We start from the raw sequence: 24,194 nt of genomic DNA on the forward strand, positions 1-24,194 counted from the left end.
ATGATGCGAGAGGCGTCAGCCGGCGAGGTACCGCTCGACCGTCTCGACCTTGGAGGTCAGACCGTCGGTGACACCGGGCCGGATATCGGCCTTCAGTACGAGGGAGACACGTCCGGCACGGGCCTCGACGGCTGCGACGGCGCGCTTGACGACGTCCATGACCTCGTCCCACTCGCCCTCGATGGAGGTGAACATGGCGTCCGTGCGGTTGGGCAGCCCCGACTCGCGGACGACCCGGACGGCGTCGGCGACATATTCGCCGACGTCCTCGCCGACCCCCAGCGGGCTGACGGAGAAGGCGACGATCACGCTTCGACCACGCCTTCCCGGCGGGCTCGGGCGGCGATGACGCCGTCGGCCTCGTAGCGCTTCAGCACCTTGTCGCCGTACAGCCCGCCGAACGGCAGCAGCGCCAGCAGGAAGAAGAACGCGACGCGCTTGAACGGCCACTTGGTCTTGGACCAGACGTCCAGCAGCAGGACGGCGTAGGTCACGAAGAGGACGCCGTGCAGCATGCCGAGCGGCATCATCAGGAAGTCGATGTCCGAGACGCGGCTGAGGATCGAGCCAAAGATGATCAGCGCCGGAAAGGAGAGCGCCTCGGGGATCGAGATGAGGCGCAGCCGGTGCAGGGCGGTAGCGGTCTTGATGTCCACGAGGGCACCTTCGGTGGGAGGGTCGTCACAGCTTGTGAATACAGGCACAAGCGTGTCCCATTGTGGCATCGGCCCCCACCGGGCCCAGGGGCGGGGGCCGGTTGACACTCCGGGGAACGTATCGGCGCAAATCAGGGTCGACTCAGGGTCCGGATAGGCCCACGGACCCTGTCGTGCTGGGCCCCCTCCCGCTACCGTCACCCGGGTGGCAATGTTCCGACTCCAAGGCAGCAGGACGCTCGCCGTCGATCTGACCGGCGACGCCGTCAAGGCGAAGAACGGCTCGATGGTCGCGTACGACGGCCGGATGGCGTTCAAGAAGATGTCCGGCGGCGGTGAGGGCATCCGCGGCATGGTGACCCGCCGGCTGACCGGCGAGCAGATGACTGTGATGGAGGTGAGCGGGCAGGGCACCTGCTACTTCGCCGACCGCGCGAGCGAGATCAACCTCGTCTCGCTGCGCGGCGAGAAGCTCTACGTGGAGGCGAGCAACCTGCTCTGCGTCGATGCCGGGCTGCGCACCGGCACCACCTTCACCGGACTGCGCGGCGGGGCGTCCGGCAACGGTCTGTTCACCACCACCGTCGAGGGCACCGGCCAGGCGGCGATCATGTCGGACGGTTCGGCCGTGGTGCTGCGGGTGACCGCCCAGTACCCATTGTCCGTCGATCCCGGCGCGTACATCGCCCACCAGGGCAATCTGCAGCAGCACTTCCAGTCCGGGGTCACCTTCCGGACGCTGATGGGCGAGGGCTCGGGCGAGTCGTTCCAGATCAGATTCGAGGGCGAGGGACTCGTCTACGTGCAGCCGAGCGAGCGGAACACCATCGGGGGCGATGTCTGATGCCGTTCCGTGAGATCAACTCGAAGATGGTCGAGGCGACGGTGGTCCCCGGCCAGAAGATGTTCAGCCAGCGCGGCGCGATGCTCGCGTACCGCGGCGAGGTGTCGTTCACCCCGAACATCCAGGGCGGCCAAGGCGGCGTGATGTCGATGATCGGCCGTCGGATGGCCAATGAGGCGACGCCGCTGATGACCGTCGAAGTTCCCCTCGGGCCTGGCGGCCCTGGGGAGACCCCATGCGGCACGGTGATGTTCGGCCACGGCGGCCACCACATCCAGGTCATCAACCTGGCCGGCGACACCCTGTACGTGGAGGCCGACCGGCTGCTCGCCTTCGACGGGACGCTGCAGCAGGGCACGATGTTCATGGGGTCGCAGGGCGGGGTCATGGGCATGGTGCGCGGCCAGGTGACCGGGCAGGGCCTGTTCACCACGACGCTGAAGGGTCATGGCGCGGTCGCGGTGATGGCTCACGGCGGGGTGATCGAGCTGCCCATCACGCCGGGCCGCGAGGTGCATGTGGACCCGCAGGCCTATGTCGCCCACCACGGCGACGTACGCAACAAGCTCTCCACCGCGCTCGGCTGGCGCGACATGGTGGGGCGCGGCTCCGGCGAGGCGTTCCAGCTGGAGCTGAGCGGCAGTGGCGCGGTGTACGTCCAGGCGTCGGAGGAGAAGCTGTGAGCACGCCCGTGATCTTTGACCCGATGACGCTGCCGTCGGACGACAACGTCAATGCGTACACCTTCTGCGTGGAGCTCAAGGGGAGCCAGTGGTTCCTGCAGAAGGGCAAGATGATCGCCTACTACGGGCGGATCGAGTTCAACGGCATCGGCCACGGACGCTTCGAACGGCTGATCCGGACGAGCTTCCACTCGCCGCTCCACGCGAGCGACTGGGTAGTGGCCGAGGGCAGCGGCAAGATGCTGCTCGCCGACCGGGCCTTCGACGTCAACTCGTACGACCTGGACGACGGGAACCTGACGATCCGGTCCGGCAACCTCCTCGCGTACCAGCCGACGCTGGCACTCAAGCAGTCGATCGTGCCGGGCTTCCTGACCTTGATCGGCACGGGCAAGTTCGTGGCCGCGTCCAACGGCCCGGTGGTCTTCATGGAACCGCCGCTGCGGGTCGATCCGCAGGCCCTGGTGGGCTGGGCGGACTGCCCCTCGCCGTGCCACCACTACGACCACGGCTATATGACGGGCGTGCTGGGCGGTCTCCGGTCGCTGACCGGGATCGGCGGGACCTCGGGTGAGGAACACCAGTTCGAGTTCGTCGGCGCGGGTACGGTGCTGCTCCAGTCGACCGAGGTCCTGATGGAAGAGCAGCCGACGGGGGCGACGCCGCAGCAGCCAGGGGTCCCGGGTGGCGGTGCGGGTCAACCTGGCGCCACCCCCCGTCTGCCCGGCCAGCTGGGGGACCTCCAGCGTCGCTTCGGTTTGTGAACGGTAGTCTGCGGAGTGTGACGTCGAACGCCTGCGCCCAGCGCTGGAGCCGGTTCCGGAACCGGCGCCCCGGGCCGGTTCTGAGCGTTGCACCACTTTACTTCGTCCGTCTTTCAACTTCTTAGGTAGAATCCACATATGGAGACCGAGACGGCCACCCGGTGGCTGAGCGACGCGGAGCAGTGCGCCTGGCGAACCCATCTGGACGTCAGCAGGCTGCTGATGCACCAGCTGGAGAAGGACCTCCAGCCGTTCGGCCTGACCAACAACGACTACGAGATCCTGGTGAACCTCTCGGAGTCGGAAGACCAGCGCATGCGGATGAGCGACCTGGCCACGGCCACACTGCAGTCCAAGAGCAGGCTCTCGCACCAGATCACCCGCATGGAAACGGCGGGGCTCGTCCGCCGGGAGAACTGCGAATCCGACCGGCGCGGTCTGTACGCGGTGCTCACGGAGACGGGCGCGGAGACGATGCAGAAGGTCGCGCCGCACCATGTCGCATCGGTACGCAAGCACTTCATGGACCTTTTGACGCCGGAGGCACTGGCGAACCTGCACGCGGCGCTGACGCCGGTCGCTGAGCACTTGCGGGGGCGGCGGGGCAAGCTGTAGCGCGCCCTGGGCGTGCGTGTGCGGGGCAAGCCGTTGCACGCGGCGCGGCTTGCGGCGAGCGCGCCGGGCAGGTCCTGCGGATCCGGGCGGGGCCGCGCCCACTTCCAGCCGCGTGGGCAGCGAGGCGATCGGGCTGCGCAGCCGCGGTCACCGCGGACCGCCCGCACGACGACCGCCACGGGGCCGACCACGGCGACGACCGATCAGAGCCCGTACCCCGAGACCACCTGCCCTGTGGCAAAGATCAGAAAGTTCATGTCGGCGCTCGCGATCAGCACCGGCTCGGTCTTCTTCCCGGGCCAGCCGGTGTAGCGCTTCCCGCTCCTGCTGTCGTTGTTCCCCTCCGCGTGCAGGTCGTACGCCTCCATCGACGTCTGTGTGGTGACAACGACCTGGTCACCCACCACATGGGGCGTGCCGTCGAAGCTGAGTGTGTCACCGCTGGTCCACTTCAGCCCGCCGTCGGCGAGACCGTACGCGTACATCTGATTCTCGGCGGTCACGACGACCGTGCCGTCGGCCGAGACGGCGGGCCGCCTGATGGCATGGATCCCTTCGGCGATCGTCCGCCCAACCCGCTGCGGGGAGTTCACATCGATGACGTTCAGGCCGGCGTCGGCCGTGCAGAGCAGCTCGTGCCCGGCGAGCACCGGTGAGCCGCACCGGTCTCCAGCGCTCTCGACGTGTCCGGTCGGCCGGCCGCTCGCGGCGTCCAGAACATCGAGGGAGCGGCCCACCACGACGACCCGGTCCCCGGCGGCGGCCAGCGTGATGTCGCCGCCGTCGACCGGGCGCGCCCACAGCTGCGCATGGTCGCCGGTGAGTCGACGGGCGTACAGCTTCCCCGCCGATGCGCCTTCGTCCTGGGTGACGTACAGCAGGACGCCGTCCTTCTCGATGGCGGTGGTGGTGCGCTGCCCGGCGGGAAGCGGCAGGCTCCACGCCTCGTGACCGTCCCGGACGCGGAACGCGACGAGGCGGTCACCCACGAAGGCATAGGCGGTGTCCTTCACGGCCCCACCCATCAGCGCCGTCCCCGCACGCGTCTTCCACAGCTGTGAGCCGTCCGCGGCATTCAGCGCGGTGACGCCTCCGGTTCCGGCGCAGACCAGCGCCGCACCGGTCAGCACACATCCCACTTCGCCGTCCGCAACTTTCGCGCTCCAGGGCTGCCAGTCAGCCGGCCGGAGCGAGCGGTCCGCGCCCGCGCTCCCGAAGTCTCCGGTGTGCCCCGCGTCCGCGGCGGGAACGACAACCGGTCCGGTCGGCCGATTCGCAGTGGGCGTGGCCGCGGACGCGCTCGGGCTCGTGCCGGTCGCCGCACCACCGCCGCTTCCGTCCGGCTTGAACAGACCGGGCAGGAGCACGATGCCCAGCACGAGGCATACGGCGACAGCGGCGACCGCCGCTCCCCTGCGCAGCCGCTTGCTCCGGGATGCACCCCCCGCCACGGTCGTGACCTCTGCGGGGGCGTATCCGGGGAAGGTCGGCGTGTGGGAAGGGGGCGCGGGCATCGGCCGGTCCGCCCACGCCGGTGGAGCCGCGTCGGCACAGGCGCGGGCATCCGCCTCGTGCGAGGCGAGCTGCGCCCGCACCCCGTCCGTCCACACGAAGGCCCCGGGCGTCGCTTCCCCCGGCTGCAACAGGGCGATCAGTTCCTGCGGAGTCGGCCGGTCGGCAGGACCGCTGCTGAGGCATCGCTCGATCACCGCACGCAACTGCGGTGGCACACCGGCCAGTTCGGCATCTCCCTGTGAGATCCGGAAGACCACGGCCGCCATGTCGGAGTCGTCGAACGGCCCCCGTCCGCTCGCCGCGAAGGCGAGGACCGCGCCGAGGCAGAACACATCGGACGCCGGTACGAGCGCCCGTGAGCCGTTGACGTGCTCGGGCGAGATGTAGCCCGGGCTGCCCACCACGACGCCGGTCCGGGTCAGCTGAGTGGCGTCGAAGGCCTGGGCGATCCCGAAGTCGATCACCTTCGGCCCGTGGGCGCCCAGCAGCACATTGCCGGGCTTGAGATCGCGGTGGAGTACGCGCACGGCGTGCATGTCGGCGAGCGCATGGGCAAGACCGGCGCCCAGCGCCCGTACCACCGGCTCCGGCAGCGGACCGCTGCGCGTGACCGCTTCGGCGAGCGAGGGACCGGGGACATATTCCGTCGCCAGCCAGGGCAGCCGGTCACCCGGGTCGCCGCCGACGAGGGCCGCGGTGTGCGGACTGCATACGAGCCCGGCGGCATCGATCTCGCGACGGAAACGGATGCGGAAGCCGTCGTCGAGGTCCAGATCGGCGCGGATGGTCTTCAGCGCGACCAGACGCCCGTCCTCGGGCACGACCGGCCTGGCCAGATACACCTCGCCCATGCCGCCAGCGCCCAGCAGCCCGAGCAGCTGGTACGGGCCGATCACCCGGCGTTGTCCGGCCGGAAGCGGCTCGATCACCGCGCACTCCACTTCACCCGGGGACGGCTCATTCGGGCAGCGGCACGGAGACCGCCACGCCCTGGTCGTAGATCACGTGCACCACGCCGCCGACCGGCAGGAGGACCGGGTCGAGCAGCTCCTTCTCGAAGTCCACGCCGTTCGTGACGGCGTCGTACGCCGACGCGACCGTCGGGCCCGGCGCCCCGTCGAGCACCGTCCGGCGGACCGCGCCCGGCCTGCCGTCCCTGCCGAGCGGCACGGTGTACAGCGCGGAGCTGTCCGCCCACACCACGCGGCCCGCCACGATCATGAGGTCGGAGGTGGGGTTCGAGCGGCCGCCCGGCGCCGACAGTTTCAGCGGGTACCGGCCGACGGCGCTCCCGTCCGCCCCGCCGACCACGATCATCTGCGGCTGGGTGGCACCGGCTTTGTCGGTGGCTTCGAGCGACTGCCGCCGCAAGGTCACGACGTTGTCGGCGACCGCGCCCAACAGTGTGTCGGCGACGGATTCCTTGGGCAGCCGGTATGCGTCAGGCTCGCCCAGCCCCGGTCCCTTCAAACGCAGAAGGGTCAGGTCGTCCCGGAAGTCGCCGCGTTCGCCGGCGGACACGTAGGTCGGGCAGAAGACCACGGATCCGCGCACTCTGACGGAGCCGCACCCGCTGTCGGGAATCCCGTCACCTGTGGTCTGCATCGTCCGTCCGGCGGCCGTGCCGAGCACTGTGCCGTCCTTGATCCGATAGGCCCTCACACCATCCGATGTCATGGCGTAGAGCGCCCCGCCCTGGGCGGCGAGCGGCCAGTAGTTGCGCTTCTCGAAAGAGGCCAGCTCCTTCTTGGCCAGCGGTGCGCGCCACTTCTCGGTCCCGGTCCGCAGGTCGTACGCCAGGAGCTCTGTGCCTTCGGGCAGTTGCAGCGACGCGACGAAGACCATGCCGTCGGCGACCAGCGGTTTGCTCTCCGGCGTATAGGCCCCACCGGCCCGCGCGTCCCAGCGGACCTTGCCGGTCCCGGCGTCCAGGACCTGCACCCGCTGCGCCGCGACGATCACGACGGTGTCGCCGGAAACGGCGGGACGGGTGGCGCCCGCGGGCATGAAGAACTGCCCGCGCGGCCCGTAGCCGGCGGACCGTCCGGTCTCCCCCGTGTCCCGGGACCACAAGTGCCTGCCGTCGGCCGCCGACAGCGCCTCATAGGTGCCGTCCACCATCCGGCACACGACCACGCGATTGCCCGCCGCGCAGCCCAGCGGAGCCTTGGTGAACTTCCCCCGCCAGGGCTTCCATCCCGCGGGACGGACCTGTCGGCCGTACGGAACCGTGCCCGAGCCGTCCAGTCCACCGTCCTCGTCCACTCCGGCGACCATGGTGACGGGCGCGGGCGAACTCCCCCCGGGAGACGCAATGTTGTTGTCACCGTCGTTGTTGCGCAGGGCCAGGATCGCACCTGTCGCCGCACCCGCGAGGACCAGTGCCACCAGAGCGGCCACCAGGGCGCGCCGCCGGGGCGGACCTCCGGCCCGGGGGAGCCCGGGGCCCTGGGTATGCGCGACATGCAGGCCGGGGGCGAAGTCGGTTCCCTGGGTGGGAAGTTGATGGATCATCGCCCGACTGCCCGTGGCCGCCTCGGTCGGCGTGTAGCCGGGCAGCAGCGGTCCGTCGAGGGCGCGGACCCGGGCCAGTTCCCTGCCGTACTCGGCGATGTGCTGGCGCACCGGCTCGGGCCACTGCCGCGCCGCGCCAGGGGCGAGCCGCTCGGCGAGTACGGCGGCGGTGGGGCGGTCGGCGGGGTCGGCGGCCAGGCAGTCGGCGAGTACGGCGCGCAGCGCGTCCGGTACGCCTTCGAGATCGGCCTCGACGTACTTGACCCGGTAGAGCACGGCGGCGACCGGCCCGTCGCCGAAGGGATCGCGGCCGGTGGCGGCGAAGCAGAGCACGGATGCGAGACAGAAGACGTCGGAGGCGAAGGTGACGCGCCCGCTGCCCGCCACGTGTTCCGGGGACATGAAGGAGGGGCTGCCGACCATCCGGCCGGTGGTGGTCAGCGGGGTGGCGTTGCCGTCCCGCGCGATCCCGAAGTCGATGACCCGCGGACCGTCCTCGGCGAGCATCACATTGCCGGGCTTCACGTCCCGGTGCACGACCCCGGCCGCATGGACGGCCGCGAGCGCGCGGGCGAGCCCGGCGCCGAGCATCCGCACCTCGCCCTCGTCCATCGCGCCGGCCCGGCGGACCGCGGCGGACAGGGTCGGCCCGGCCACGTATCCGGTGGCCAGCCAGGGCACTTCGGAGTCCGCGTCCCCGTCGAGCAGCGGGGCGAGGAAGGGGCTGGTGACGGATCGGGCGACCGCGATCTCGCGGCGGAAACGGTGACGGAAGCCGGGGTCCTGCGCCACGTCGCGGCGCACCGTCTTGAGGGCGACGGGATCCCGGCCGTCGCCCGCGTCTGCGAGGAAGACCTCTCCCATGCCGCCCGCGCCGAGCCGGGCCCGTATCTCGTACGGTCCGATCCGTCTGGGCGAGTCCTCACGCAGCGGCCCCAGCATGTGTCGCGTCCCCCCGGTGTGCATGACACGTGTGGTTCGTCATCCTGCCATGCGCCAGCCACGGCCCGCGCAGGGAGCAGCGGTGCGGACGCCTCACCCGAACGGCTGACGAGGGCGAGCGGGTGAGGGGCGGCCCGCACGCCGCCCCTCACCCCCCGGTACCTGCCTGTCAGGACTCGCCCGTGATCCCCGCCACCAGTTCGTCCGCCGCCGCGTACGGGTCCAGGCGGCCCGCCACGATGCGTTCGGCCAGGGCGCCGAGGCGGCGGTCGCCGTGCAGGTCGCCGATGCGTTCGCGGAGTCTGGTGACCGCGATCGTCTCGACCTCGCCGGCCGCGCGCGCCGTGCGGCGCTCGGTCAGGACGCCGTGCTCCTCCATCCACGCCCGGTGCTTCTCCAGTGCCTCGACGACCTCGTCGATGCCCTCACCCCGGGCGGCGACCGTCTTCACGATCGGCGGCCGCCAGTCGGCGGGGCCGCGGGACTCCCCGAGACCCAGCATGTGGTTGAGCTCCCGGGCGGTGGCGTCCGCGCCGTCCCGGTCGGCCTTGTTGACGACGTACACGTCGCCGATCTCCAGGATTCCGGCCTTCGCCGCCTGGATGCCGTCGCCCATGCCGGGCGCGAGGAGGACCACCGAGGTGTCGGCCTGGGAGGCGATCTCCACCTCCGACTGGCCGACGCCGACCGTCTCCACCAGGATCACGTCGCAGCCCGCCGCGTCCAGCACCCGGATCGCCTGCGGCGCCGACCAGGCGAGGCCGCCCAGATGGCCGCGGGTGGCCATGGAGCGGATGTAGACGCCGGGGTCGGAGGCGTGCTCCGACATCCGGACCCGGTCGCCGAGGAGCGCGCCGCCGGAGAACGGCGACGACGGGTCGACGGCGAGGACGCCGACCCGCTTTCCGGCCCGCCGGTACGCCGAGACGAGCGCCGAGGTCGAGGTCGACTTGCCGACACCCGGTGAACCGGTGAGCCCGACGACGTACGCGTTCCCGGCCAGCGGCGCGAGGGCCGCCATCACCTCGCGCAGCTGCGGCGACGCCCCCTCCACAAGGGAGATGAGCCGGGCCACGGCCCGCGGCCGGCCTTCACGGGCCTGCTCGACCAGGGTGGGAACGTCCACCATCACCGCTCCGTTCGGTTCGTTCTGTGCGTGCGTGCGTGACGAGGACTACTTGCCGGGGACGCGGATGATCAGCGCGTCGCCCTGACCGCCGCCACCGCACAGCGCCGCCGCGCCCGTGCCGCCGCCGCGCCGCTTCAGCTCCAGCGCCAGGTGCAGCACCACGCGGGCGCCGGACATCCCGATCGGGTGGCCGAGCGCGATGGCGCCGCCGTTGACGTTCACCTTTTCCGGGGAGACGCCGAGGTCCTTCATCGACTGGAGGGTGACGGCCGCGAACGCCTCGTTGATCTCGATGAGGTCGAGGTCCTCGACGCTCAGCCCGTCCTTCTTCAGCGCGTGCTTGATCGCGTTGGACGGCTGCGACTGGAGCGAGTTGTCCGGGCCCGCCACGTTGCCGTGGGCACCGATCTCGGCGATCCAGTCCAGGCCCAGCTCCTCGGCCTTGGCCTTGCTCATCACGACGACCGCGGCGGCGCCGTCGGAGATCTGCGAGGAGGTGCCCGCGGTGATCGTGCCGTCCTTGGCGAAGGCGGGCCGGAGCTTACCGAGGGCCTCGACGGTCGTCTCGGCGCGGATGCCCTCGTCCTTGGAGAAGAGGACCGGGTCGCCCTTGCGCTGCGGGATCTCGACCGGGGTGATCTCGGCCTCGAAGAGACCGTTCTTCTGGGCGGCGGCGGCGCGCTGGTGGGACAGGGCGCCGATCTCGTCCTGGTCGGCGCGGCGCAGGCCGAGGCGGGTGTTGTGCTTCTCGGTGGACTCGCCCATCGGGATGTTCTCGTAGGCGTCGGTCAGACCGTCGTACGCCATCGAGTCGAGCATCTCGATCGCGCCGTACTTGTAGCCCTCGCGGGACTTCGGGAGCAGGTGCGGGGCGTTGGTCATGGACTCCTGGCCGCCGGCGACGACGACGTCGAATTCACCCGCGCGGATCAGCTGGTCGGCCAGAGCGATCGCGTCGAGGCCGGAAAGGCAGACCTTGTTGACGGTGAGCGCGGGAACGCTCATCGGGATACCGGCCTTGACGGCGGCCTGGCGTGCCGGGATCTGCCCCGCCCCGGCCTGGAGCACCTGGCCCATGATCACGTACTCGACCTGGTCGCCGCCGATACCGGCCCGGTCCAGCGCGGCCTTGATGGCGAAGCCGCCGAGATCGGCTCCGGAGAAGCTCTTCAGGGAGCCGAGAAGACGGCCCATGGGCGTACGGGCGCCCGCGACGATCACTGAGGTGGTACCGGTCGTTCCAGACATGAGGCACGGCCCCTTGGATTAGATGTGAACGAGGGTTTACTCGAATGTACTGAGCGGTTCGCGGCCCGTCATCCAGCAGCGGGTGTGATCGCGCGCACGTTGCGTAACCATCGGTGGAGCGCTCCACTGTTGTCCATGCTGACGCGAATCGACCACATCGGAATCGCCTGTTTCGACCTCGACAAAACTGTCGAGTTCTACCGCGCTACCTACGGCTTCGAAGTCTTCCACTCCGAGGTCAACGAGGAGCAGGGCGTACGCGAGGCCATGCTCAAGATCAACGAGACGTCGGACGGCGGTGCCTCGTACCTCCAGCTCCTGGAACCCACCCGCGAGGACTCGGCCGTCGGAAAATGGCTGGCCAAGAACGGCGAGGGAGTCCACCACATCGCCTTCGGCACCGCAGACGTCGACGAGGACGCCGCGGACATCCGTTCCAAGGGGGTCAGGGTGCTGTACGACGAGCCCAGGACCGGGTCGATGGGGTCGCGGATCACCTTTCTGCACCCCAAGGACTGCCACGGCGTTCTCACCGAACTGGTCACGTCCGCAGCGGAGCACTGACCTCCGGATACCCGGCCCGGTAGAGTGGGCGGTTCCGGGCCGGGGCCGGGTCGGGGCCGCGCCGCGTCCCCAGCCGTTGATCTGTCACCATTCCCCGGGGGACCGTTCGTCGGCGAACGGTACTCGTTTGGAGAGTTGCGACCAGGGGACGGATGGGACCGCGCAGTGCGGGGCTACGAACGCCAGGAGAGCCACCGAGCTGAAGACGACCATCTCTCGCGGTTCGAAGCCAAGATGGATCGGCTGAGGACCGACCGGGAGAAGGCCGTCCAGCACGCCGAGGACCTCGGTTACCAGGTCGAGGTCTTGCGCGCCAAGCTGCACGAGGCTCGGCGCAATCTCGCGACCCGTCCCGCATACGACAGCGCGGACATCGGTTACCAGGCCGAACAACTGCTCCGTAATGCCCAGATCCAGGCTGAACAGCTGCGCACCGACGCCGAGCGCGAGCTCCGTGACGCCCGGGCACAGACGCAGCGGATCCTGCAGGAGCACGCCGAGCACCAGGCACGGCTGCAGGCCGAGCTGCACAACGAGGCCGTGCAGCGACGGCAGCGCCTCGACCAGGAGCTGGCGGAGCGCCGCCAGACCGTCGAGTCGCATGTCAACGAGAACGTCGCCTGGGCCGAGCAGCTCCGGGCCAGGACCGAGTCCCAGGCCCGCCGGCTGCTCGATGAGTCCCGGGCCGAGGCCGAGCAGTCCCTGACGGCCGCCCGCGCCGAGGCCGCCCGGCTCGCCGACGAGACCCGGCACCGGCTCGGCTCCGAGGCGGAGTCCGCCCGTTCCGAGGCCGAAGCAATCCTGCTGCGCGCCCGCAAGGACGCCGAGCGGCTGCTGAGCGCCGCGTCCAGCCAGGCGCAGGAGGCCACCAGCCACGCCGAACAGCTGCGTACGTCGACGACCGCGGAGACCGAGCAGACCCGGCAGCAGACCGCCGAGCTGAACCGGGCCGCCGAGCAGCGCTTGCAGGAGGCCGAGACACAGCTGCGCGAGGCCCGCCTGGAGGCGGAGAAGGTCCTCGCCGAGGCGAAGGATGCCGCGGTCAAGCGGCTGGCCGGCGCCGATTCGCAGAACGAGCAGCGCACCCGTACGGCCAAGTCGGAGATCGCCCGGCTGGTCGGCGAGGCCACGAAGGACGCCGAGGCGCTGAAGGCGGAAGCCGAGCAGGCGCTCGCCGACGCCCGCGCCGAGGCGGACCGGATCAAGTCCGAGGTGACCGAGAAGGCCCGCACGGCGGCCGTCGAGGACACCGCGGCCCAGCTCGCCAAGGCGGCCAGGACCGCCGAGGAGGTACTGACCAAGGCGTCCGAGGACGCACGGTCGACCACGAAGGCGGCGAGCGAGGAGGCCGACCGGATCCGCCGCGAGGCGGAGGCCGAGGCGGACCGGCTGCGCGGCGAGGCCGCCGAACAGGCTGACCAGCTCAAGGGCGCGGCCAAGGACGACACCGAGGAGTACCGGGCCAGGACCGTCGAGCTGCAGGAGGAGGCCCGCAGGCTGCGCGGCGAGGCCGAGCAACTGCGCTCCGAGGCGGTCGCCGAGGGCGAGCGGATCAGGGGCGAGGCCCGCCGGGAGGCCGTCCAGCAGATCGAGGAGGGCGCGAAGACCGCCGAGGAGCTGCTGTCCAAGGCGAAGGCGGACGCCGAGGAACTGCGGACCGCCGCGGGCACCGAGAGCGACCGGGTCCGTACCGAGGCCGTCGAGCGCGCCACGGCCCTGCGCACCCAGTCCGAGGAAGCGCTGGAGCGGGCCCGTGCCGAGGCCGACCGGCTGCGTACGGAGTCCGAGGAGCAGGCGGAGTCCACCACGGCCGCGGCCGAGCAGGCGGCGGCCGGGCTCCGGGAGGAGACCGAGCGTGCGGTCGCCGCCCGGCAGGCCGAGGCCGCCGACGAGCTGGCCCGGCTGCAGACCGAGGCCGGGACCCGGGTCGCCGCCGCCGAGCAGACGCTGGCGGACGCGCGCGGCGAGGCGGAGCGGATCCGCCGCGAGACGAACGAGGAGTCCGAGCGGCTGCGCGCGGAGGCCGCCGAGCGGCTGCGCGCCCTGCAGACACAGGCGGAGACCGAGGCCGAGCGGCTGCGCGACGAGGCCGCGGCGGACGCGTCGCAGTCGCGTGCCGAGGGCGAGTCCGTCGCCGTACGGCTGCGCAGCGAGGCGGCCGCCGAGGCGGAGCGCCTCAAGTCCGAGGCTCAGGACAGTGCCGACCGGGTACGGGCCGAGGCCGCGGCCGCCGCCGAACGCGTGGGCACCGAGGCCGCCGAGGCGCTGGCCGCCGCGCAGGAGGAGGCGAACCGGCGCCGCCGCGAGGCGGAGGAGACCCTCGACGCGGCGCGCACCGAGGCGAACCAGGAGCGCGAGCGTGCGCGCGAGCAGAGCGAGGAGCTGCTCGCCTCCGCCCGCAAGCGGGTCGAGGAGGCGCAGGCCGAGGCGCACCGCCTGGTCGAGGAGGCGGACGCGCGGGCGACCGAGATGGTCTCCGCGGCCGAGCAGAACGCCCAGCAGGTACGGGACTCGGTCTCCGGGCTCCAGGAGCAGGCCGAGGCGGAGATCGCCGGGCTGCGTTCCACCGCCGAGCATGTGGCGGAGCGGACGAAGGCCGAGGCGCAGGAGGAGGCGGACCGGGTCCGCGCCGATGCGCACGCGGAGCGGGAGCGGGCGAGCGAGGACGCGAGCCGGATCCGCCGGGAGGCGCAGGAGGAGTCCGAGGCCGCCAAGGCGATGGCCGAACGGACCGTCAGCGACGCGATCACCGAGTCGGAGCGGCTGCGCTCGGACACCGCGGAGTACAGCCAGCGGATGCGTACCGAGGCTTCGGACGCGCTGGCGTCGGCCGAGCAGGATGCCTCCCGCAGTCGTGCGGAGGCCCGCGAGGACGCCAACCGGATGCGTTCGGACGCCGCGGCGCAGGTCGACCGGCTCGTCGGCGAGGCGACGGGCGAGAGCGAGCGGATCCGTACGGAGGCGACAGAGCAGGCGACGACCCTCGTCAGCGACGCCACGGCCAGGGCCGACCAGCTCCTCGGCGAGGCGACCGACGAGGCGGAGCGGCTGCGCGCGGAGGCGGCGGCCACGGTCGCCTCGGCGCAGGAGCACGCGGCACACACCCGTGAGGAATCGGAGCGGGTGCGCACCGACGCGGAGGCGGCGGCCGAGCAGTTGCGCGGCGAGGCCCGCGCGGAGGCGGACCGGTTGCTCGACGAGGCGCGCGAGGCGGCGGCGAAGCGCCGTGCCGACGCCGCCGAGCAGGCCGACCAGCTCATGAACAAGGCCCAGGAGGAGGCGCTGCGCGCCGCCACCGAGGCCGAGGAGCAGGCCGACACGATGGTCGGCGCGGCCCGCAAGGAGGCCGTGCGGATCACCTCCGAGGCGACCGTCGAGGGCAACACCCTGGTGGAGCGGGCGCGTACGGACGCGGACGAGCTGCTGGTCGGTGCGCGCCGGGACGCCACGGCCATTCGGGAGCGGGTGGAGGAGCTCCGGGCTCGTACGGAGAGCGAGATCGAGCAGCTGCACGACCGGGCCCGGCAGGAGACCTCCGAGCAGATGAAGACGGCGGGCGAGCGCGTCGACAAGCTGATGAAGGCGGCGACCGAGCAGCGCGAGGAGGCCGCGGCGAAGGCGAAGGAGTTGCTGGCGGACGCGAATTCGGAGGCGAGCAAGGTCCGGATCGCCGCGGTGAAGCGGGCCGAGTCGCTGCTGAAGGAGGCCGAGCAGAAGAAGGCCAGCATGGTCCGCGAGGCCGAGAAGCTGCGGGCCGACGCCGAGGAGGAGGCGAAGCGGACGGTCGACGAGGGCCAGCGCGAGCTCGACCTCCTGGTGCGCCGGCGCAAGGACATCAACACGGAGATCTCCCGCGTCCAGGACGTACTGGAGGCATTGGAGTCCTTCGAGGCACCGACGGGCGGCGGAAAGAGTTCGGGTGGCGGGTCCACCGGCGTCAAAGCCGGAGCCTCGGCAGGCACTCGATCGAGTGGCAAGTCGTCCGGGGGGTAGTCGGCCGACCATGTCACGTGCTTCGACAAGAACGTTCAACCCTCCGAGTGGCAAGGGGTCCGGGGGGCAGCCACTCAAAAGGGGTGTCATTCTCCAGATCAAACGGGCATCCACTCGATGACACGCCGCCCGGGCCCCTAGGATTCCCTCTATCACCTCACCGGTCTTACTTCGACAGGAACCCCATGAGTGACCCTTCCTCCCCCTTCGGCTTCGAGCTCGTGCGGCGTGGTTACGACCGCGGTCAGGTGGATGACCGCATTACCAAGCTCGTCGCCGACCGTGATAGTGCTCTGACCCGCATCACGTCTCTGGAAAAGCGCATCGAGGAACTCCACCTCGAAACGCAGAACGCCCAGGCCCAGGTGAACGACGCGGAGCCGTCGTACGCGGGTCTCGGTGCGCGTGTGGAGAAGATTCTCCGCCTCGCCGAGGAGGAGGCGAAGGAGCTGCGCGAGGAAGCCCGTCGCGCCGCCGAGCAGCACCGCGAGCTCGCCGAGTCGGCCGCCCAGCAGGTGCGCAACGACGCCGAGTCGTTCGCCGCCGAGCGCAAGACGAAGGCCGAGGACGAGGGCGTCCGCATCGTCGAGAAGTCCAAGGGTGAGGCCAACGCGCTGCGTACCGAGGCCCAGAAGGACGCGGCGCAGAAGCGCGAGGAGGCCGACGCCCTCTTCGAGGAGACCCGCGCCAAGGCCGCCCAGGCCGCCGCGGACTTCGAGACCAACCTGGCCAAGCGCCGCGACCAGTCGGAGCGCGACCTCGCGTCCCGTCAGGCCAAGGCCGAGAAGCGCCTCGCCGAGATCGAGCACCGCGCCGAGCAGCTCCGCCTGGAGGCCGAGAAGCTCCGTACGGACGCCGAGCGCCGGGCGCGTCAGACCGTGGAGACCGCGCAGCGCCAGTCCGAGGACATCGTGGCCGACGCGAACGCCAAGGCCGACCGGATCCGCAGCGAATCGGAGCGCGAGCTGGCGGCGCTCACCAACCGCCGCGACTCCATCAACGCGCAGCTGACCAACGTCCGCGAGATGCTGGCGACGCTGACCGGTGCCGCGGTGGCCGCCGCGGGTTCGCCGGTGGACGACGAGCCCGTCACCCGTGGTGTCCCGGCTCAGCAGACCCGCTGACGCCTCGGTACCTCAGCTGTACCCTTTGCGCGCCCGGTTCCGCCCTCGTGGTGGCGCCGGGCGCGTGGCCGTTCTAGCGTGAACGCATGATCGAGCTTGATGGCCTCACCAAGCGCTTCGGCAACAAGGTTGCCGTCGACCACCTTTCATTCCAGGTCAGACCTGGAATGGTGACGGGTTTTCTGGGCCCGAACGGGGCGGGCAAGTCCACCACGATGCGGATGATGCTCGATCTCGACAACCCGACCAGCGGATCGGTACGGATCGACGGCAGGCACTACCGTGAGCTGTTGGAACCCCTGAAGCACATCGGTGCGCTGCTCGACGCCAAGTCGATGCACGGAGGACGCAGCGCGTACAACAATCTGCTCTGTCTCGCGCAGAGCAATCGCATCCCGGAGAGCCGCGTCCCGGAAGTCCTCGACACCGTCGGCCTGAGCGCGGTGGCGAAGAAGAAGTCGAAGTCGTTCTCCCTCGGAATGGGCCAGCGGCTCGGAATCGCGGCCGCGCTGCTCGGCGATCCCGAGATCCTGATGTTCGACGAGCCCGTCAACGGTCTGGACCCCGAGGGGATTCACTGGATCCGCAATCTGATGAAGACGCTCGCGGCGGAAGGCCGGACGATCTTCGTCTCCTCGCATCTGATGAGCGAAATGGCACTCACCGCGGACCATTTGATCGTCATCGGCCAGGGCCGGCTGCTCGCCGACACCTCGATGGCCGATTTCATCCACCAGAACTCGCGCAGTTACGTACGGATGCGCTCCCCGCAGCAGGAACGGCTGCGTGATGTGCTGCACGAGGCGGGCATCGTCGTGGTCGAATCGGGGAGCGGCGTGCTGGAGATCGACGGCGCCACCGGCGAACAGCTCGGCGAGCTGGCCGCGCAGCACCAGATCGTGCTGCATGAGCTGAGCTCCCAGCGGGCCTCACTGGAGGAGGCGTTCATGCAGATGACGGCGGACTCCGTGGAGTACCACGCCCATGCGGACCACGCCGGGTGGCCGCCACCGCCCGCGGGCCCCCGGTGGGGCGAGCAGTGGAACCAGCAGCACGACAGCTTCACGTCCGGCACCTCAGGCACCGGAAAGGGGGCGTGACGACGATGGCATCGGTACCCGCGGTCCTGACCTCCGAGTGGACCAAGATCCGTACGGTCTCCTCCACCACCTGGACTCTGATCTCCGCCTTCGCCGTCACCGCGGCGATGAGCGCGGCACTCTGCGCACTGATGAACTCCCAGTTCGACGAACTCCCCCTGGCGGAGCAGGCCACCTTCGACCCGACCCTCCTCAGTTTCTCCGGGATGGTCCTCGGTCAGCTCGCGATGGTCGTCTTCGGCGTCCTGGTGGTCAGCACGGAGTACAGCTCGGGCATGATCCGTACCTCGCTGGCGGCCGTGCCGCAGCGCGGTTCGTTCCTCTTCAGCAAGGTCCTGGTCGCCGGGGTGCTGTCGCTGCTGGTCGGGCTGGCCACCAGTTTCGCCACGTTCTTCCTCGGCCAGGCCCTCCTCGGTGACCATCGCACGGACATCGGTGCGGAGCATGTCCTGCGTGCGGTCTTCGGCGGCGGCATCTACATGGGACTCATCGCGATCTTCTCCATGGGTGTGGCGACGATGCTGCGCAGCTCGATGCTGTCGCTCGGCATCCTGATGCCGTTCTTCTTCCTCGTCTCACAGATCCTGTCGGCGGTCCCGGGCGCCAAGAACGTGGCCCGCTACTTCCCCGACCAGGCAGGCTCCAAGATCATGCAAGTGGTTCCGGCCGCCATGAACAGCGAGCCGGCGCCGTACGGGCCGTGGGGCGGGCTCGGCATTCTGGCCGCATGGGTGGCGGCCGCGCTGATCGGCGGGTACCTCGTGCTCAAGAAGCGGGACGCGTAGGCGGCAGGTCCGGCTCGGACTCGGTCAGTACCGAGTCGAAGCCCTCCCAGCCCTCCCACTGCCAGACGTCCCGCTCAGGGTCCGCCTTGAGCGGGACGAACCGGCCGAGCTCGAAGTCGCCGTGGGCCGCGTCCAGGTCGAACCACCGCTCGTCAGCCACCTCACTGCCGAGTCCCACCGCCCGCGCCGTCAGCCTCACCATGAGTTTGGCGTCCTCCGACGCGGACAGATCCTTGCCCTGAATCCTGGTCAGAGGCAGCTGCCCCACGGTGGAGTCCACCGGGATCCATACGGTGAAGGGCGCCCCTCGCTCCACGGCGAGCCACGAACGCTCGTCGGCCCGCTGCCCCTTCTCGTCCAGGACCTTGAGCCACTTCTTGTAGATGACACGGCTGCCGTCGAAAGGCGATGTCTCCAGGTAGCGCAGATGCACCCGGGCTCCCGCAGACCGACTTCCTGCCGTACCTCGACGCCTCCGGCGACCTGCGGTTCTACGACGACCTGCCGCCTCTCGGCGACTCGCTCCCTTGAACGGCTTGGCCGGAACCGTCAAAGCCTGGATATCCTCCTAACTCTTACGGGGGGCGTGCGGCCTGACGGCCTGGGCCCCGACGACAGATAAAAGTCGATGGGGCTGGAGCATGATCGAGGCAGTCGGCCTGACGAAGCGCTACGGCGCGAAGACGGCCGTATACAACCTTTCCTTCCAGGTGCGGCCCGGCGCCGTCACTGGATTCCTCGGTCCCAACGGGTCGGGCAAGTCCACCACGATGCGCATGATGCTCGGCCTGGACCAGCCGACGTCCGGCCATGTGACGATCGGCGGGCATCCCTTCCGGAGCCTGCCGAACGCGCCGCGCCAGGTGGGTGCGCTGCTGGACGCCAAGGCGGTGCACGGAGGCCGCAGCGCCCGTAACCACCTGCTCTCGCTGGCGCAGCTCGCGGGTATCCCGGCCGCCCGGGTCGACGAGGTGCTCGGCGTCGTGGGCCTGCAGGACGTCGCCAGGAAGCGGTCCAAGGGCTTCTCGCTCGGCATGGGGCAGCGGCTCGGGATCGCGACGGCGCTGCTGGGCGACCCGCAGGTGCTGCTCTTCGACGAGCCCGTCAACGGTCTCGACCCGGAGGGCATTCTCTGGGTCCGCAATCTGATGCGCATGCTGGCGTCCGAGGGCCGTACGGTCTTCGTTTCCAGCCATCTGATGAGCGAGATGGCGCTCACCGCCGATCATCTGATCGTGATCGGGCGCGGGCAACTGCTCGCCGATATGAGCGTCAAGGACTTCATCTCCGCCAACTCGGCCGATTTCGCACGGGTACGCGTCCCGGATGCGCAGTCCGAGCAGCGGGAGAAGCTTACCGCCGCGCTCACCGAGGCGGGCGGCCAGGTCATGTCGGAGCCGGATGGGGCCCTGCGGGTCACCGGGCTGCAACTGCCGCGGATCAGTGAGCTGGCGCACGGGGCGGATGTGCGGCTGTGGGAGCTCTCACCGCACCAGGCCTCACTGGAGGAGGCGTACATGCGGATGACGCAGGGCGCCGTGGACTACCGCTCGACGGTGGACCAGAAGGCCGGGCTGCAGCAGCCCGTGCCGGGCGGCGGATACGCACCGCCGCTGCCGACCGTCCCTGAGGTGCCGCAGCAGGGCTGGTACGCCCCGCCGCCGCCTGGACAGAACCCGTACACGGCACCCCCCGCGGCCGCCCCGGCCGTGCCCACGACCGCACCCGCCGCACCCGCAGCACCCGCAGCACCCGCAGCCGGCCCCGCAGACCTGACCAAGCGCGACACCAGCGAGGACGCCCGATGACAACGCCGCCGACCCCGCAGGCGCCCTACCAGCAGCAGGCGCAGCAGTACCCGCAGCAGAACTGGGCGCCCGCGCCCACCGATCTGTACACCTCGCCGATCCCGCAGCGCCGCGCCACCCTCGCCGACGCGCTCGCCTCCGAGTGGACCAAGATCCGCTCCGTGCGCTCCACGATGTGGACGCTCGGCGTCATGATCGTGCTGCTGCTCGGCATCGGAGTGCTGTCGGCCGTCGCCGTCAACACGTCCGGCCCCGAGCTCGGCGACACCAAGGTGCTCAGCCTCGGCTTCTTCGGGGTACTTCTCGGTTCGATCTGTGTGATCACGCTCGGCGTGATGACCATCGCCACCGAGTACGGCACCGGCATGATCCGTACGACACTGACGGCCTGCCCCAGCCGTGCCCGAGTGCTGAGCGCGAAGGCGATCGTCTTCTTCCTGCTCACCTTCACCATCACGACCGTGATGACCACGCTCGTCGCCGCGCTGCAGACCGCCATCCTGGACGGCGGTACCGCCAGTGGTGACGACTGGCTGCGCGCCACGGTCGGCGTCGGTCTCTACATCGCGGCCCTGGGACTGCTGTCGCTCGCGGTCGGCGCCCTCATCCGGCACTCCGCCGGCGCGATCACGATCATGATCGCGGTGGTACTGCTGCCGCTCGTGCTGGCCATGTTCATGTTCTCGCCGTCGCTCGCCGACGTGCAGCAGGCCCTGTTCAACTACTCGATCCCCAGCCAGCTCGGCGGGCTGTACGACGCCTCGGTCTCCGCGTCGGGGCCGTCCGGCTGGGAGCCACTGTGGATCATGCTGGGCGTCACGGCCGTGGCCATGGCCGGCGCCTACGCGGCGCTGGACCGGCGCGACGCCTGACCGGTCACCGGCCGGCAAAGCGTGCCGGGAGGGGCACTAGTAGCGCGGCGCGTTCCTGGACCGCTGCACCCTTGTGGTGCGGCGGTCCTTCGCGTTCCAGCACGCCTTGTGCCAGTGCCTGCGGTCGTCGACCCCGCCGTACTCGGACCAGGCGACGAGGTGCGGTACGCCGGACGGGATCTCCTGGTCGCAGCCGGGGCAGCGGTACCGCTTGCCCGCCGCGCTCGCGCCGCTCACCGGGCGCACCGACCACTGTTCGCCCTGCCACTCCTCGGCACGCCCGCCCCCGCCGTAGCGCTCCCCCGGCATACTCGCGCTGCCGGTGGGACTCTCGCCGCCTCGGGGACGGTTACGGCGCGGGGACACGTGACACCTCACGGGGCAGGCTGGGCAGTTCCCGTCAAGCGTAGGGCCATTCGGTCGAAGCAGGCGTCCGGTACGGCCCAGGACAGGACGGGTTACCGGAAAATCGCAACAACTTCGCCGCGGACCGTGCCCTTGGCACGTGTCAGGCGTTGTTGCCAGTAGGGGAGAGCCACGTCGGCCACAAGGAGGTAATGGGCGATGCGCGTGGGAACGTTCGTACTGGCAGCCCAGTTTCCCGGGCAGGGGCCGGGGGAAGCGCTGCATCGCGCGATCCGGTCCACCGAGGTCGCGGAGGAATCCGGGCTCGATTCGGTCTGGCTCGCAGAACATCATTTCGTGCCGTACGGGGTCTGCCCGTCCGCCGTCACGCTGGCCGCGCTGCTGCTCGGCCGCACCCGCAGGATCCGGGTCGGTACAGCGGTCAGCGTGCTGCCGAACCAGCATCCGGTGGCGCTCGGCGAACAGGCGGCGCTGCTCCAACTCACCAGTGGGGGCAGGTTCTCCCTCGGCGTGGGACGGGGCGGGCCCTGGGTGGACCTGGAGGTGTTCGGAGGGGGCCTGGAGGCGTACGAGAAGGGCTTCCCTGAGTCGTTGGACCTGCTGCTCGACTGGCTGCACAAACCACGCGTGGCGGGCAACGGGGAGCGATTCGGCTTCCGTGAGGTCGCGGTGGTCCCCCGGGCCGACGAGCTGCTCGACGAGAACGACGGGAATGGCTCGCAAGGGCCGGGCGGCCCCGAGGTGATCGTCGCGTGCACGTCGCCGAAGAGCGTGAAACTCGCCGCCGAGAACGGCCTGCCGATGCTCCTCGGAATGCACTGCGGCGACGAGGAGAAGGCCGAGATGGTCGCCCTGTGGGGTTCCACCGCGCTCGCCGCGGGCCGGTCGCCCGAGAGTGTCCGGGAAGCGGGCCATGTCTCCGCGGGCGTCGCCCAGATCGCGGACCGGTCCACGGAGGCCGTGGAGACACTCACGAAGGCGATGCCGGGGTGGCTGCGACAGGGATTGGACGCCCATGTGACGGTCGACGGCAGGCACCGCGTCATGCGCGACCCGGCCGCCTATACGGAGTTGCTCTGTGACCTTCATCCGGTGGGCCCGCCCCGGCTCGCCGCCGACCGGCTCGCCGCGACCGCCGAGCGGACGGGCATCACCAGGTTCGCGCTCCTGGTGGAGGGTTCGGGAGATCTGGCGGCCACGGAGGAGAACGTAGCGCGGCTGGGCACCGAGGTACTGCCACTACTGGCATGAACACCCGTAGGAGTACGGGGAGCTGCCGCCCCGGAGCCAGTTGCACCTCCTGCGGCCCGGAGCGGCAGCAGAAGCGTTCAGCAGTCCCGTAGTTCGGGCGACTGGTTGAGCAACTGACCCCTCACCGAAGTGAATCGGGCCAGCCGCTCGTCGACCGAGGCGTCCAGCGGGAACACCGCGACGCGGTGGCAGTTCTGGAATGCCAGGCGCACCCCGAAGTGCCGCTGCAGCGCACCGCGTATCGCATCACTCGCGAGCGCACGCAGCAGCTGACCACGTGCCTGCTCGTCCGGCGGAGGCGTCTGGTTGTCGGCGAAATCTCCGCCGTCGACCTTCAGCTGGGCCACCAGAGAGCTGATCATCTCCCATGCGTAGGGCAGGGAGGTCCGGACGCAGTCGACGAAGTCGGCTTCGTCGACCTCGCCTCGCTCGGCCTGTTCCAACAGCGCCGGTGAGACGTCGAGCGACATGGGTTCTCCTCTCGCGACCCCGGCGGACGGCCGGGGCCTTACGGGCAGGGAAGAGGGACGGCGACGCAGCGTACACGCGCGGCGACCTCATGCTTCCACGGTAAGGGCGCAGTCCGGGCCGCACCAGGAGATTGGGAACACAACCGGCCAATAACGAAGGTGCGCAAAGAGGGGCAAGCCCGAGGTCCCGAAGCGCTGTGGTGGGCGGTGGCGGTGGGGCGACAGAGGGGGAATCGCGCCGGGCACCCGTCGTCGAGTAGCGTTGCCGACCATGCGTCTCGTCATCGCCCGCTGCTCCGTGGACTACGCGGGCCGGCTCACGGCCCACCTGCCCTCCGCTCCCCGCCTCATCCTGGTGAAGGCGGACGGGAGCGTCTCCATCCATGCCGACGACAGGGCGTACAAACCCCTCAACTGGATGTCACCGCCCTGCACCCTGAAGGAGGGTGCCGACGACACCGAAGGCGTCTGGACCGTGGTGAACAAAGCGGGCGAAAAACTGATCATCACGATGGAGGAGATCCTCCATGACTCCTCGCACGAACTGGGCGTCGATCCGGGCCTCATCAAGGACGGCGTGGAAGCGCACCTGCAGGAACTCCTCGCCGACCGGATCGAGATCCTCGGCGAGGGCTACACGCTGATCCGCCGCGAATACCCCACCGCCATCGGCCCGGTCGACATCCTGTGCCGGGACGCGGACGGGAAGACCGTGGCCGTGGAGCTGAAGCGCCGCGGTGACATCGACGGCGTGGAGCAGCTGACCCGCTATCTGGAGCTGCTCAACCGCGATCCCCACCTCGCCCCGGTGAAGGGCATCTTTGCAGCGCAGGAAATCAAGCCGCAGGCCCGGGTACTGGCGACGGACCGCGGAATCGGCTGCGTGGTGCTCGATTACGACGCCATGCGCGGCATCGAGGACGACAAGCTCCGCTTGTTCTGACCACGCCC

Annotated in this window: 22 protein-coding genes; 13 read left to right on the top strand and 9 right to left on the bottom strand. The window is 70.3% G+C overall.

Features of this window, described 5'->3' with window-relative positions; genetic code table 11:
* Window positions 1-15 precede the first annotated feature (15 nt).
* On the bottom strand, window positions 16-309 hold the full coding sequence (locus tag AB0N06_RS05565) for an MTH1187 family thiamine-binding protein (protein ID WP_030916057.1): 294 nt from the start codon (window positions 307-309) through the stop codon (window positions 16-18).
* Window positions 306-656: a DUF3817 domain-containing protein gene (locus tag AB0N06_RS05570; RefSeq protein WP_366133411.1), complete on the bottom strand. Its 351-nt coding sequence runs from the start codon at window positions 654-656 to the stop codon at window positions 306-308. Before AB0N06_RS05570 ends, AB0N06_RS05565 begins: the two co-directional genes overlap by 4 nt.
* Before the next feature lie 211 nt (window positions 657-867).
* On the opposite strand from AB0N06_RS05570, the gene AB0N06_RS05575 reads away from it, so the two are divergent.
* The 4 genes from AB0N06_RS05575 (at window position 868) to AB0N06_RS05590 (ending at window position 3,562) form a co-directional block, all read left to right on the top strand.
* Window positions 868-1,500 (top strand): AIM24 family protein, encoded by a 633-nt coding sequence (locus AB0N06_RS05575; RefSeq protein ID WP_366133462.1) that lies wholly within the window; start codon window positions 868-870, stop codon window positions 1,498-1,500.
* On the top strand, window positions 1,500-2,183 hold the full coding sequence (locus AB0N06_RS05580) for an AIM24 family protein (RefSeq protein ID WP_366133412.1): 684 nt from the start codon (window positions 1,500-1,502) through the stop codon (window positions 2,181-2,183). The genes AB0N06_RS05575 and AB0N06_RS05580 overlap by 1 nt, the downstream gene beginning before the upstream one ends.
* Complete coding sequence (locus tag AB0N06_RS05585; RefSeq protein WP_366133413.1) at window positions 2,180-2,947, top strand: AIM24 family protein; 768 nt, start codon at window positions 2,180-2,182, stop codon at window positions 2,945-2,947. The genes AB0N06_RS05580 and AB0N06_RS05585 overlap by 4 nt, the downstream gene beginning before the upstream one ends.
* 138 nt (window positions 2,948-3,085) lie before the next feature.
* Window positions 3,086-3,562: a MarR family transcriptional regulator gene (locus tag AB0N06_RS05590; RefSeq protein ID WP_366133414.1), complete on the top strand. Its 477-nt coding sequence runs from the start codon at window positions 3,086-3,088 to the stop codon at window positions 3,560-3,562.
* Window positions 3,563-3,765: 203 nt separating this feature from the next.
* On the opposite strand, the gene AB0N06_RS05595 is transcribed toward AB0N06_RS05590, so the two are convergent.
* The 4 genes from AB0N06_RS05595 to AB0N06_RS05610 all read right to left on the bottom strand — a co-directional run bounded on the left by AB0N06_RS05595 (window position 3,766) and on the right by AB0N06_RS05610 (window position 10,910).
* The gene (locus AB0N06_RS05595; RefSeq protein ID WP_366133415.1) at window positions 3,766-6,006 is read right to left on the bottom strand and encodes a protein kinase; all 2,241 of its coding nucleotides are present in this window, start codon (window positions 6,004-6,006) and stop codon (window positions 3,766-3,768) included.
* Between the two features lie 28 nt (window positions 6,007-6,034).
* Entirely contained in the window at window positions 6,035-8,533 is a 2,499-nt protein-coding gene (locus AB0N06_RS05600) for a protein kinase (protein ID WP_366133416.1), read from the bottom strand.
* Window positions 8,534-8,702: 169 nt separating this feature from the next.
* Window positions 8,703-9,662, bottom strand: coding sequence for a methylmalonyl Co-A mutase-associated GTPase MeaB (gene meaB, locus AB0N06_RS05605; RefSeq protein WP_366133417.1), 960 nt, complete (start codon window positions 9,660-9,662; stop codon window positions 8,703-8,705).
* A gap of 45 nt (window positions 9,663-9,707) precedes the next feature.
* The gene (locus AB0N06_RS05610) at window positions 9,708-10,910 is read right to left on the bottom strand and encodes an acetyl-CoA C-acetyltransferase (protein ID WP_366133418.1); all 1,203 of its coding nucleotides are present in this window, start codon (window positions 10,908-10,910) and stop codon (window positions 9,708-9,710) included.
* Window positions 10,911-11,045: 135 nt separating this feature from the next.
* Here AB0N06_RS05610 and mce point away from each other — a divergent pair, with 135 nt between their 5' ends.
* The 5 genes from mce to AB0N06_RS05635 all read left to right on the top strand — a co-directional run bounded on the left by mce (window position 11,046) and on the right by AB0N06_RS05635 (window position 18,476).
* Complete coding sequence (gene mce / locus AB0N06_RS05615; protein WP_366133419.1) at window positions 11,046-11,474, top strand: methylmalonyl-CoA epimerase; 429 nt, start codon at window positions 11,046-11,048, stop codon at window positions 11,472-11,474.
* Window positions 11,475-11,639: 165 nt separating this feature from the next.
* Entirely contained in the window at window positions 11,640-15,467 is a 3,828-nt protein-coding gene (gene scy, locus AB0N06_RS05620) for a polarized growth protein Scy (protein WP_366133420.1), read from the top strand.
* A gap of 185 nt (window positions 15,468-15,652) precedes the next feature.
* Window positions 15,653-16,591 carry a cellulose-binding protein gene (locus tag AB0N06_RS05625; RefSeq protein WP_366133421.1) on the top strand — a complete coding sequence of 313 codons (939 nt, stop codon included), beginning with the start codon at window positions 15,653-15,655 and terminating at the stop codon, window positions 16,589-16,591.
* 86 nt (window positions 16,592-16,677) lie between these two features.
* Complete coding sequence (locus AB0N06_RS05630; RefSeq protein WP_366133422.1) at window positions 16,678-17,691, top strand: ATP-binding cassette domain-containing protein; 1,014 nt, start codon at window positions 16,678-16,680, stop codon at window positions 17,689-17,691.
* 5 nt (window positions 17,692-17,696) lie between these two features.
* A complete protein-coding gene (locus AB0N06_RS05635) occupies window positions 17,697-18,476 on the top strand; it encodes an ABC transporter permease subunit (protein ID WP_366133423.1) in 780 nt (259 codons plus the stop codon).
* Here AB0N06_RS05635 and AB0N06_RS05640 read toward each other — a convergent pair.
* Window positions 18,457-18,909 (bottom strand): hypothetical protein, encoded by a 453-nt coding sequence (locus tag AB0N06_RS05640; protein WP_366133424.1) that lies wholly within the window; start codon window positions 18,907-18,909, stop codon window positions 18,457-18,459. The two genes, AB0N06_RS05635 and AB0N06_RS05640, sit on opposite strands and share 20 nt — an antisense overlap.
* A gap of 208 nt (window positions 18,910-19,117) precedes the next feature.
* On the opposite strand from AB0N06_RS05640, the gene AB0N06_RS05645 reads away from it, so the two are divergent.
* Both AB0N06_RS05645 and AB0N06_RS05650 read left to right on the top strand, forming a co-directional pair.
* A complete protein-coding gene (locus AB0N06_RS05645) occupies window positions 19,118-20,284 on the top strand; it encodes an ABC transporter ATP-binding protein (protein ID WP_366133425.1) in 1,167 nt (388 codons plus the stop codon).
* Window positions 20,281-21,156 (top strand): ABC transporter permease subunit, encoded by an 876-nt coding sequence (locus AB0N06_RS05650; RefSeq protein WP_366133426.1) that lies wholly within the window; start codon window positions 20,281-20,283, stop codon window positions 21,154-21,156. Before AB0N06_RS05645 ends, AB0N06_RS05650 begins: the two co-directional genes overlap by 4 nt.
* A gap of 36 nt (window positions 21,157-21,192) precedes the next feature.
* Here the strand turns inward: AB0N06_RS05650 and AB0N06_RS05655 are convergent, their stop codons facing one another.
* Window positions 21,193-21,522: an ATP/GTP-binding protein gene (locus AB0N06_RS05655; RefSeq protein ID WP_366133427.1), complete on the bottom strand. Its 330-nt coding sequence runs from the start codon at window positions 21,520-21,522 to the stop codon at window positions 21,193-21,195.
* Between the two features lie 198 nt (window positions 21,523-21,720).
* Here AB0N06_RS05655 and AB0N06_RS05660 point away from each other — a divergent pair, with 198 nt between their 5' ends.
* On the top strand, window positions 21,721-22,773 hold the full coding sequence (locus tag AB0N06_RS05660; protein WP_366133428.1) for an LLM class flavin-dependent oxidoreductase: 1,053 nt from the start codon (window positions 21,721-21,723) through the stop codon (window positions 22,771-22,773).
* Between the two features lie 77 nt (window positions 22,774-22,850).
* On the opposite strand, the gene AB0N06_RS05665 is transcribed toward AB0N06_RS05660, so the two are convergent.
* Complete coding sequence (locus tag AB0N06_RS05665; RefSeq protein ID WP_358857428.1) at window positions 22,851-23,243, bottom strand: SCO5389 family protein; 393 nt, start codon at window positions 23,241-23,243, stop codon at window positions 22,851-22,853.
* 271 nt (window positions 23,244-23,514) lie between these two features.
* On the opposite strand from AB0N06_RS05665, the gene nucS reads away from it, so the two are divergent.
* Complete coding sequence (gene nucS / locus AB0N06_RS05670; protein WP_030971518.1) at window positions 23,515-24,186, top strand: endonuclease NucS; 672 nt, start codon at window positions 23,515-23,517, stop codon at window positions 24,184-24,186.
* Window positions 24,187-24,194: the final 8 nt, after the last annotated feature.

Source organism: Streptomyces sp. NPDC051020 (assembly GCF_040683105.1).
Classification (GTDB): Bacteria; Actinomycetota; Actinomycetes; order Streptomycetales; family Streptomycetaceae; genus Streptomyces.

Bases quoted from the DNA above. Each gene is read 5' to 3' on its own strand.
- meaB (WP_366133417.1), bottom strand. From the start codon at position 9,662: ATGGTGGACGTTCCCACCCTGGTCGAGCAGGCCCGTGAAGGCCGGCCG.
- nucS (WP_030971518.1), top strand. From the start codon at position 23,515: ATGCGTCTCGTCATCGCCCGCTGCTCCGTGGACTACGCGGGCCGGCTC.
- AB0N06_RS05650 (WP_366133426.1), top strand. From the start codon at position 20,281: ATGACAACGCCGCCGACCCCGCAGGCGCCCTACCAGCAGCAGGCGCAG.
- mce (WP_366133419.1), top strand. From the start codon at position 11,046: ATGCTGACGCGAATCGACCACATCGGAATCGCCTGTTTCGACCTCGAC.
- AB0N06_RS05665 (WP_358857428.1), bottom strand. From the start codon at position 23,243: ATGTCGCTCGACGTCTCACCGGCGCTGTTGGAACAGGCCGAGCGAGGC.
- AB0N06_RS05660 (WP_366133428.1), top strand. From the start codon at position 21,721: ATGCGCGTGGGAACGTTCGTACTGGCAGCCCAGTTTCCCGGGCAGGGG.
- AB0N06_RS05610 (WP_366133418.1), bottom strand. From the start codon at position 10,910: ATGTCTGGAACGACCGGTACCACCTCAGTGATCGTCGCGGGCGCCCGT.
- AB0N06_RS05635 (WP_366133423.1), top strand. From the start codon at position 17,697: ATGGCATCGGTACCCGCGGTCCTGACCTCCGAGTGGACCAAGATCCGT.
- AB0N06_RS05600 (WP_366133416.1), bottom strand. From the start codon at position 8,533: ATGCTGGGGCCGCTGCGTGAGGACTCGCCCAGACGGATCGGACCGTAC.
- AB0N06_RS05630 (WP_366133422.1), top strand. From the start codon at position 16,678: ATGATCGAGCTTGATGGCCTCACCAAGCGCTTCGGCAACAAGGTTGCC.
- AB0N06_RS05575 (WP_366133462.1), top strand. From the start codon at position 868: ATGTTCCGACTCCAAGGCAGCAGGACGCTCGCCGTCGATCTGACCGGC.
- AB0N06_RS05645 (WP_366133425.1), top strand. From the start codon at position 19,118: ATGATCGAGGCAGTCGGCCTGACGAAGCGCTACGGCGCGAAGACGGCC.
- AB0N06_RS05590 (WP_366133414.1), top strand. From the start codon at position 3,086: ATGGAGACCGAGACGGCCACCCGGTGGCTGAGCGACGCGGAGCAGTGC.
- AB0N06_RS05580 (WP_366133412.1), top strand. From the start codon at position 1,500: ATGCCGTTCCGTGAGATCAACTCGAAGATGGTCGAGGCGACGGTGGTC.
- AB0N06_RS05625 (WP_366133421.1), top strand. From the start codon at position 15,653: ATGAGTGACCCTTCCTCCCCCTTCGGCTTCGAGCTCGTGCGGCGTGGT.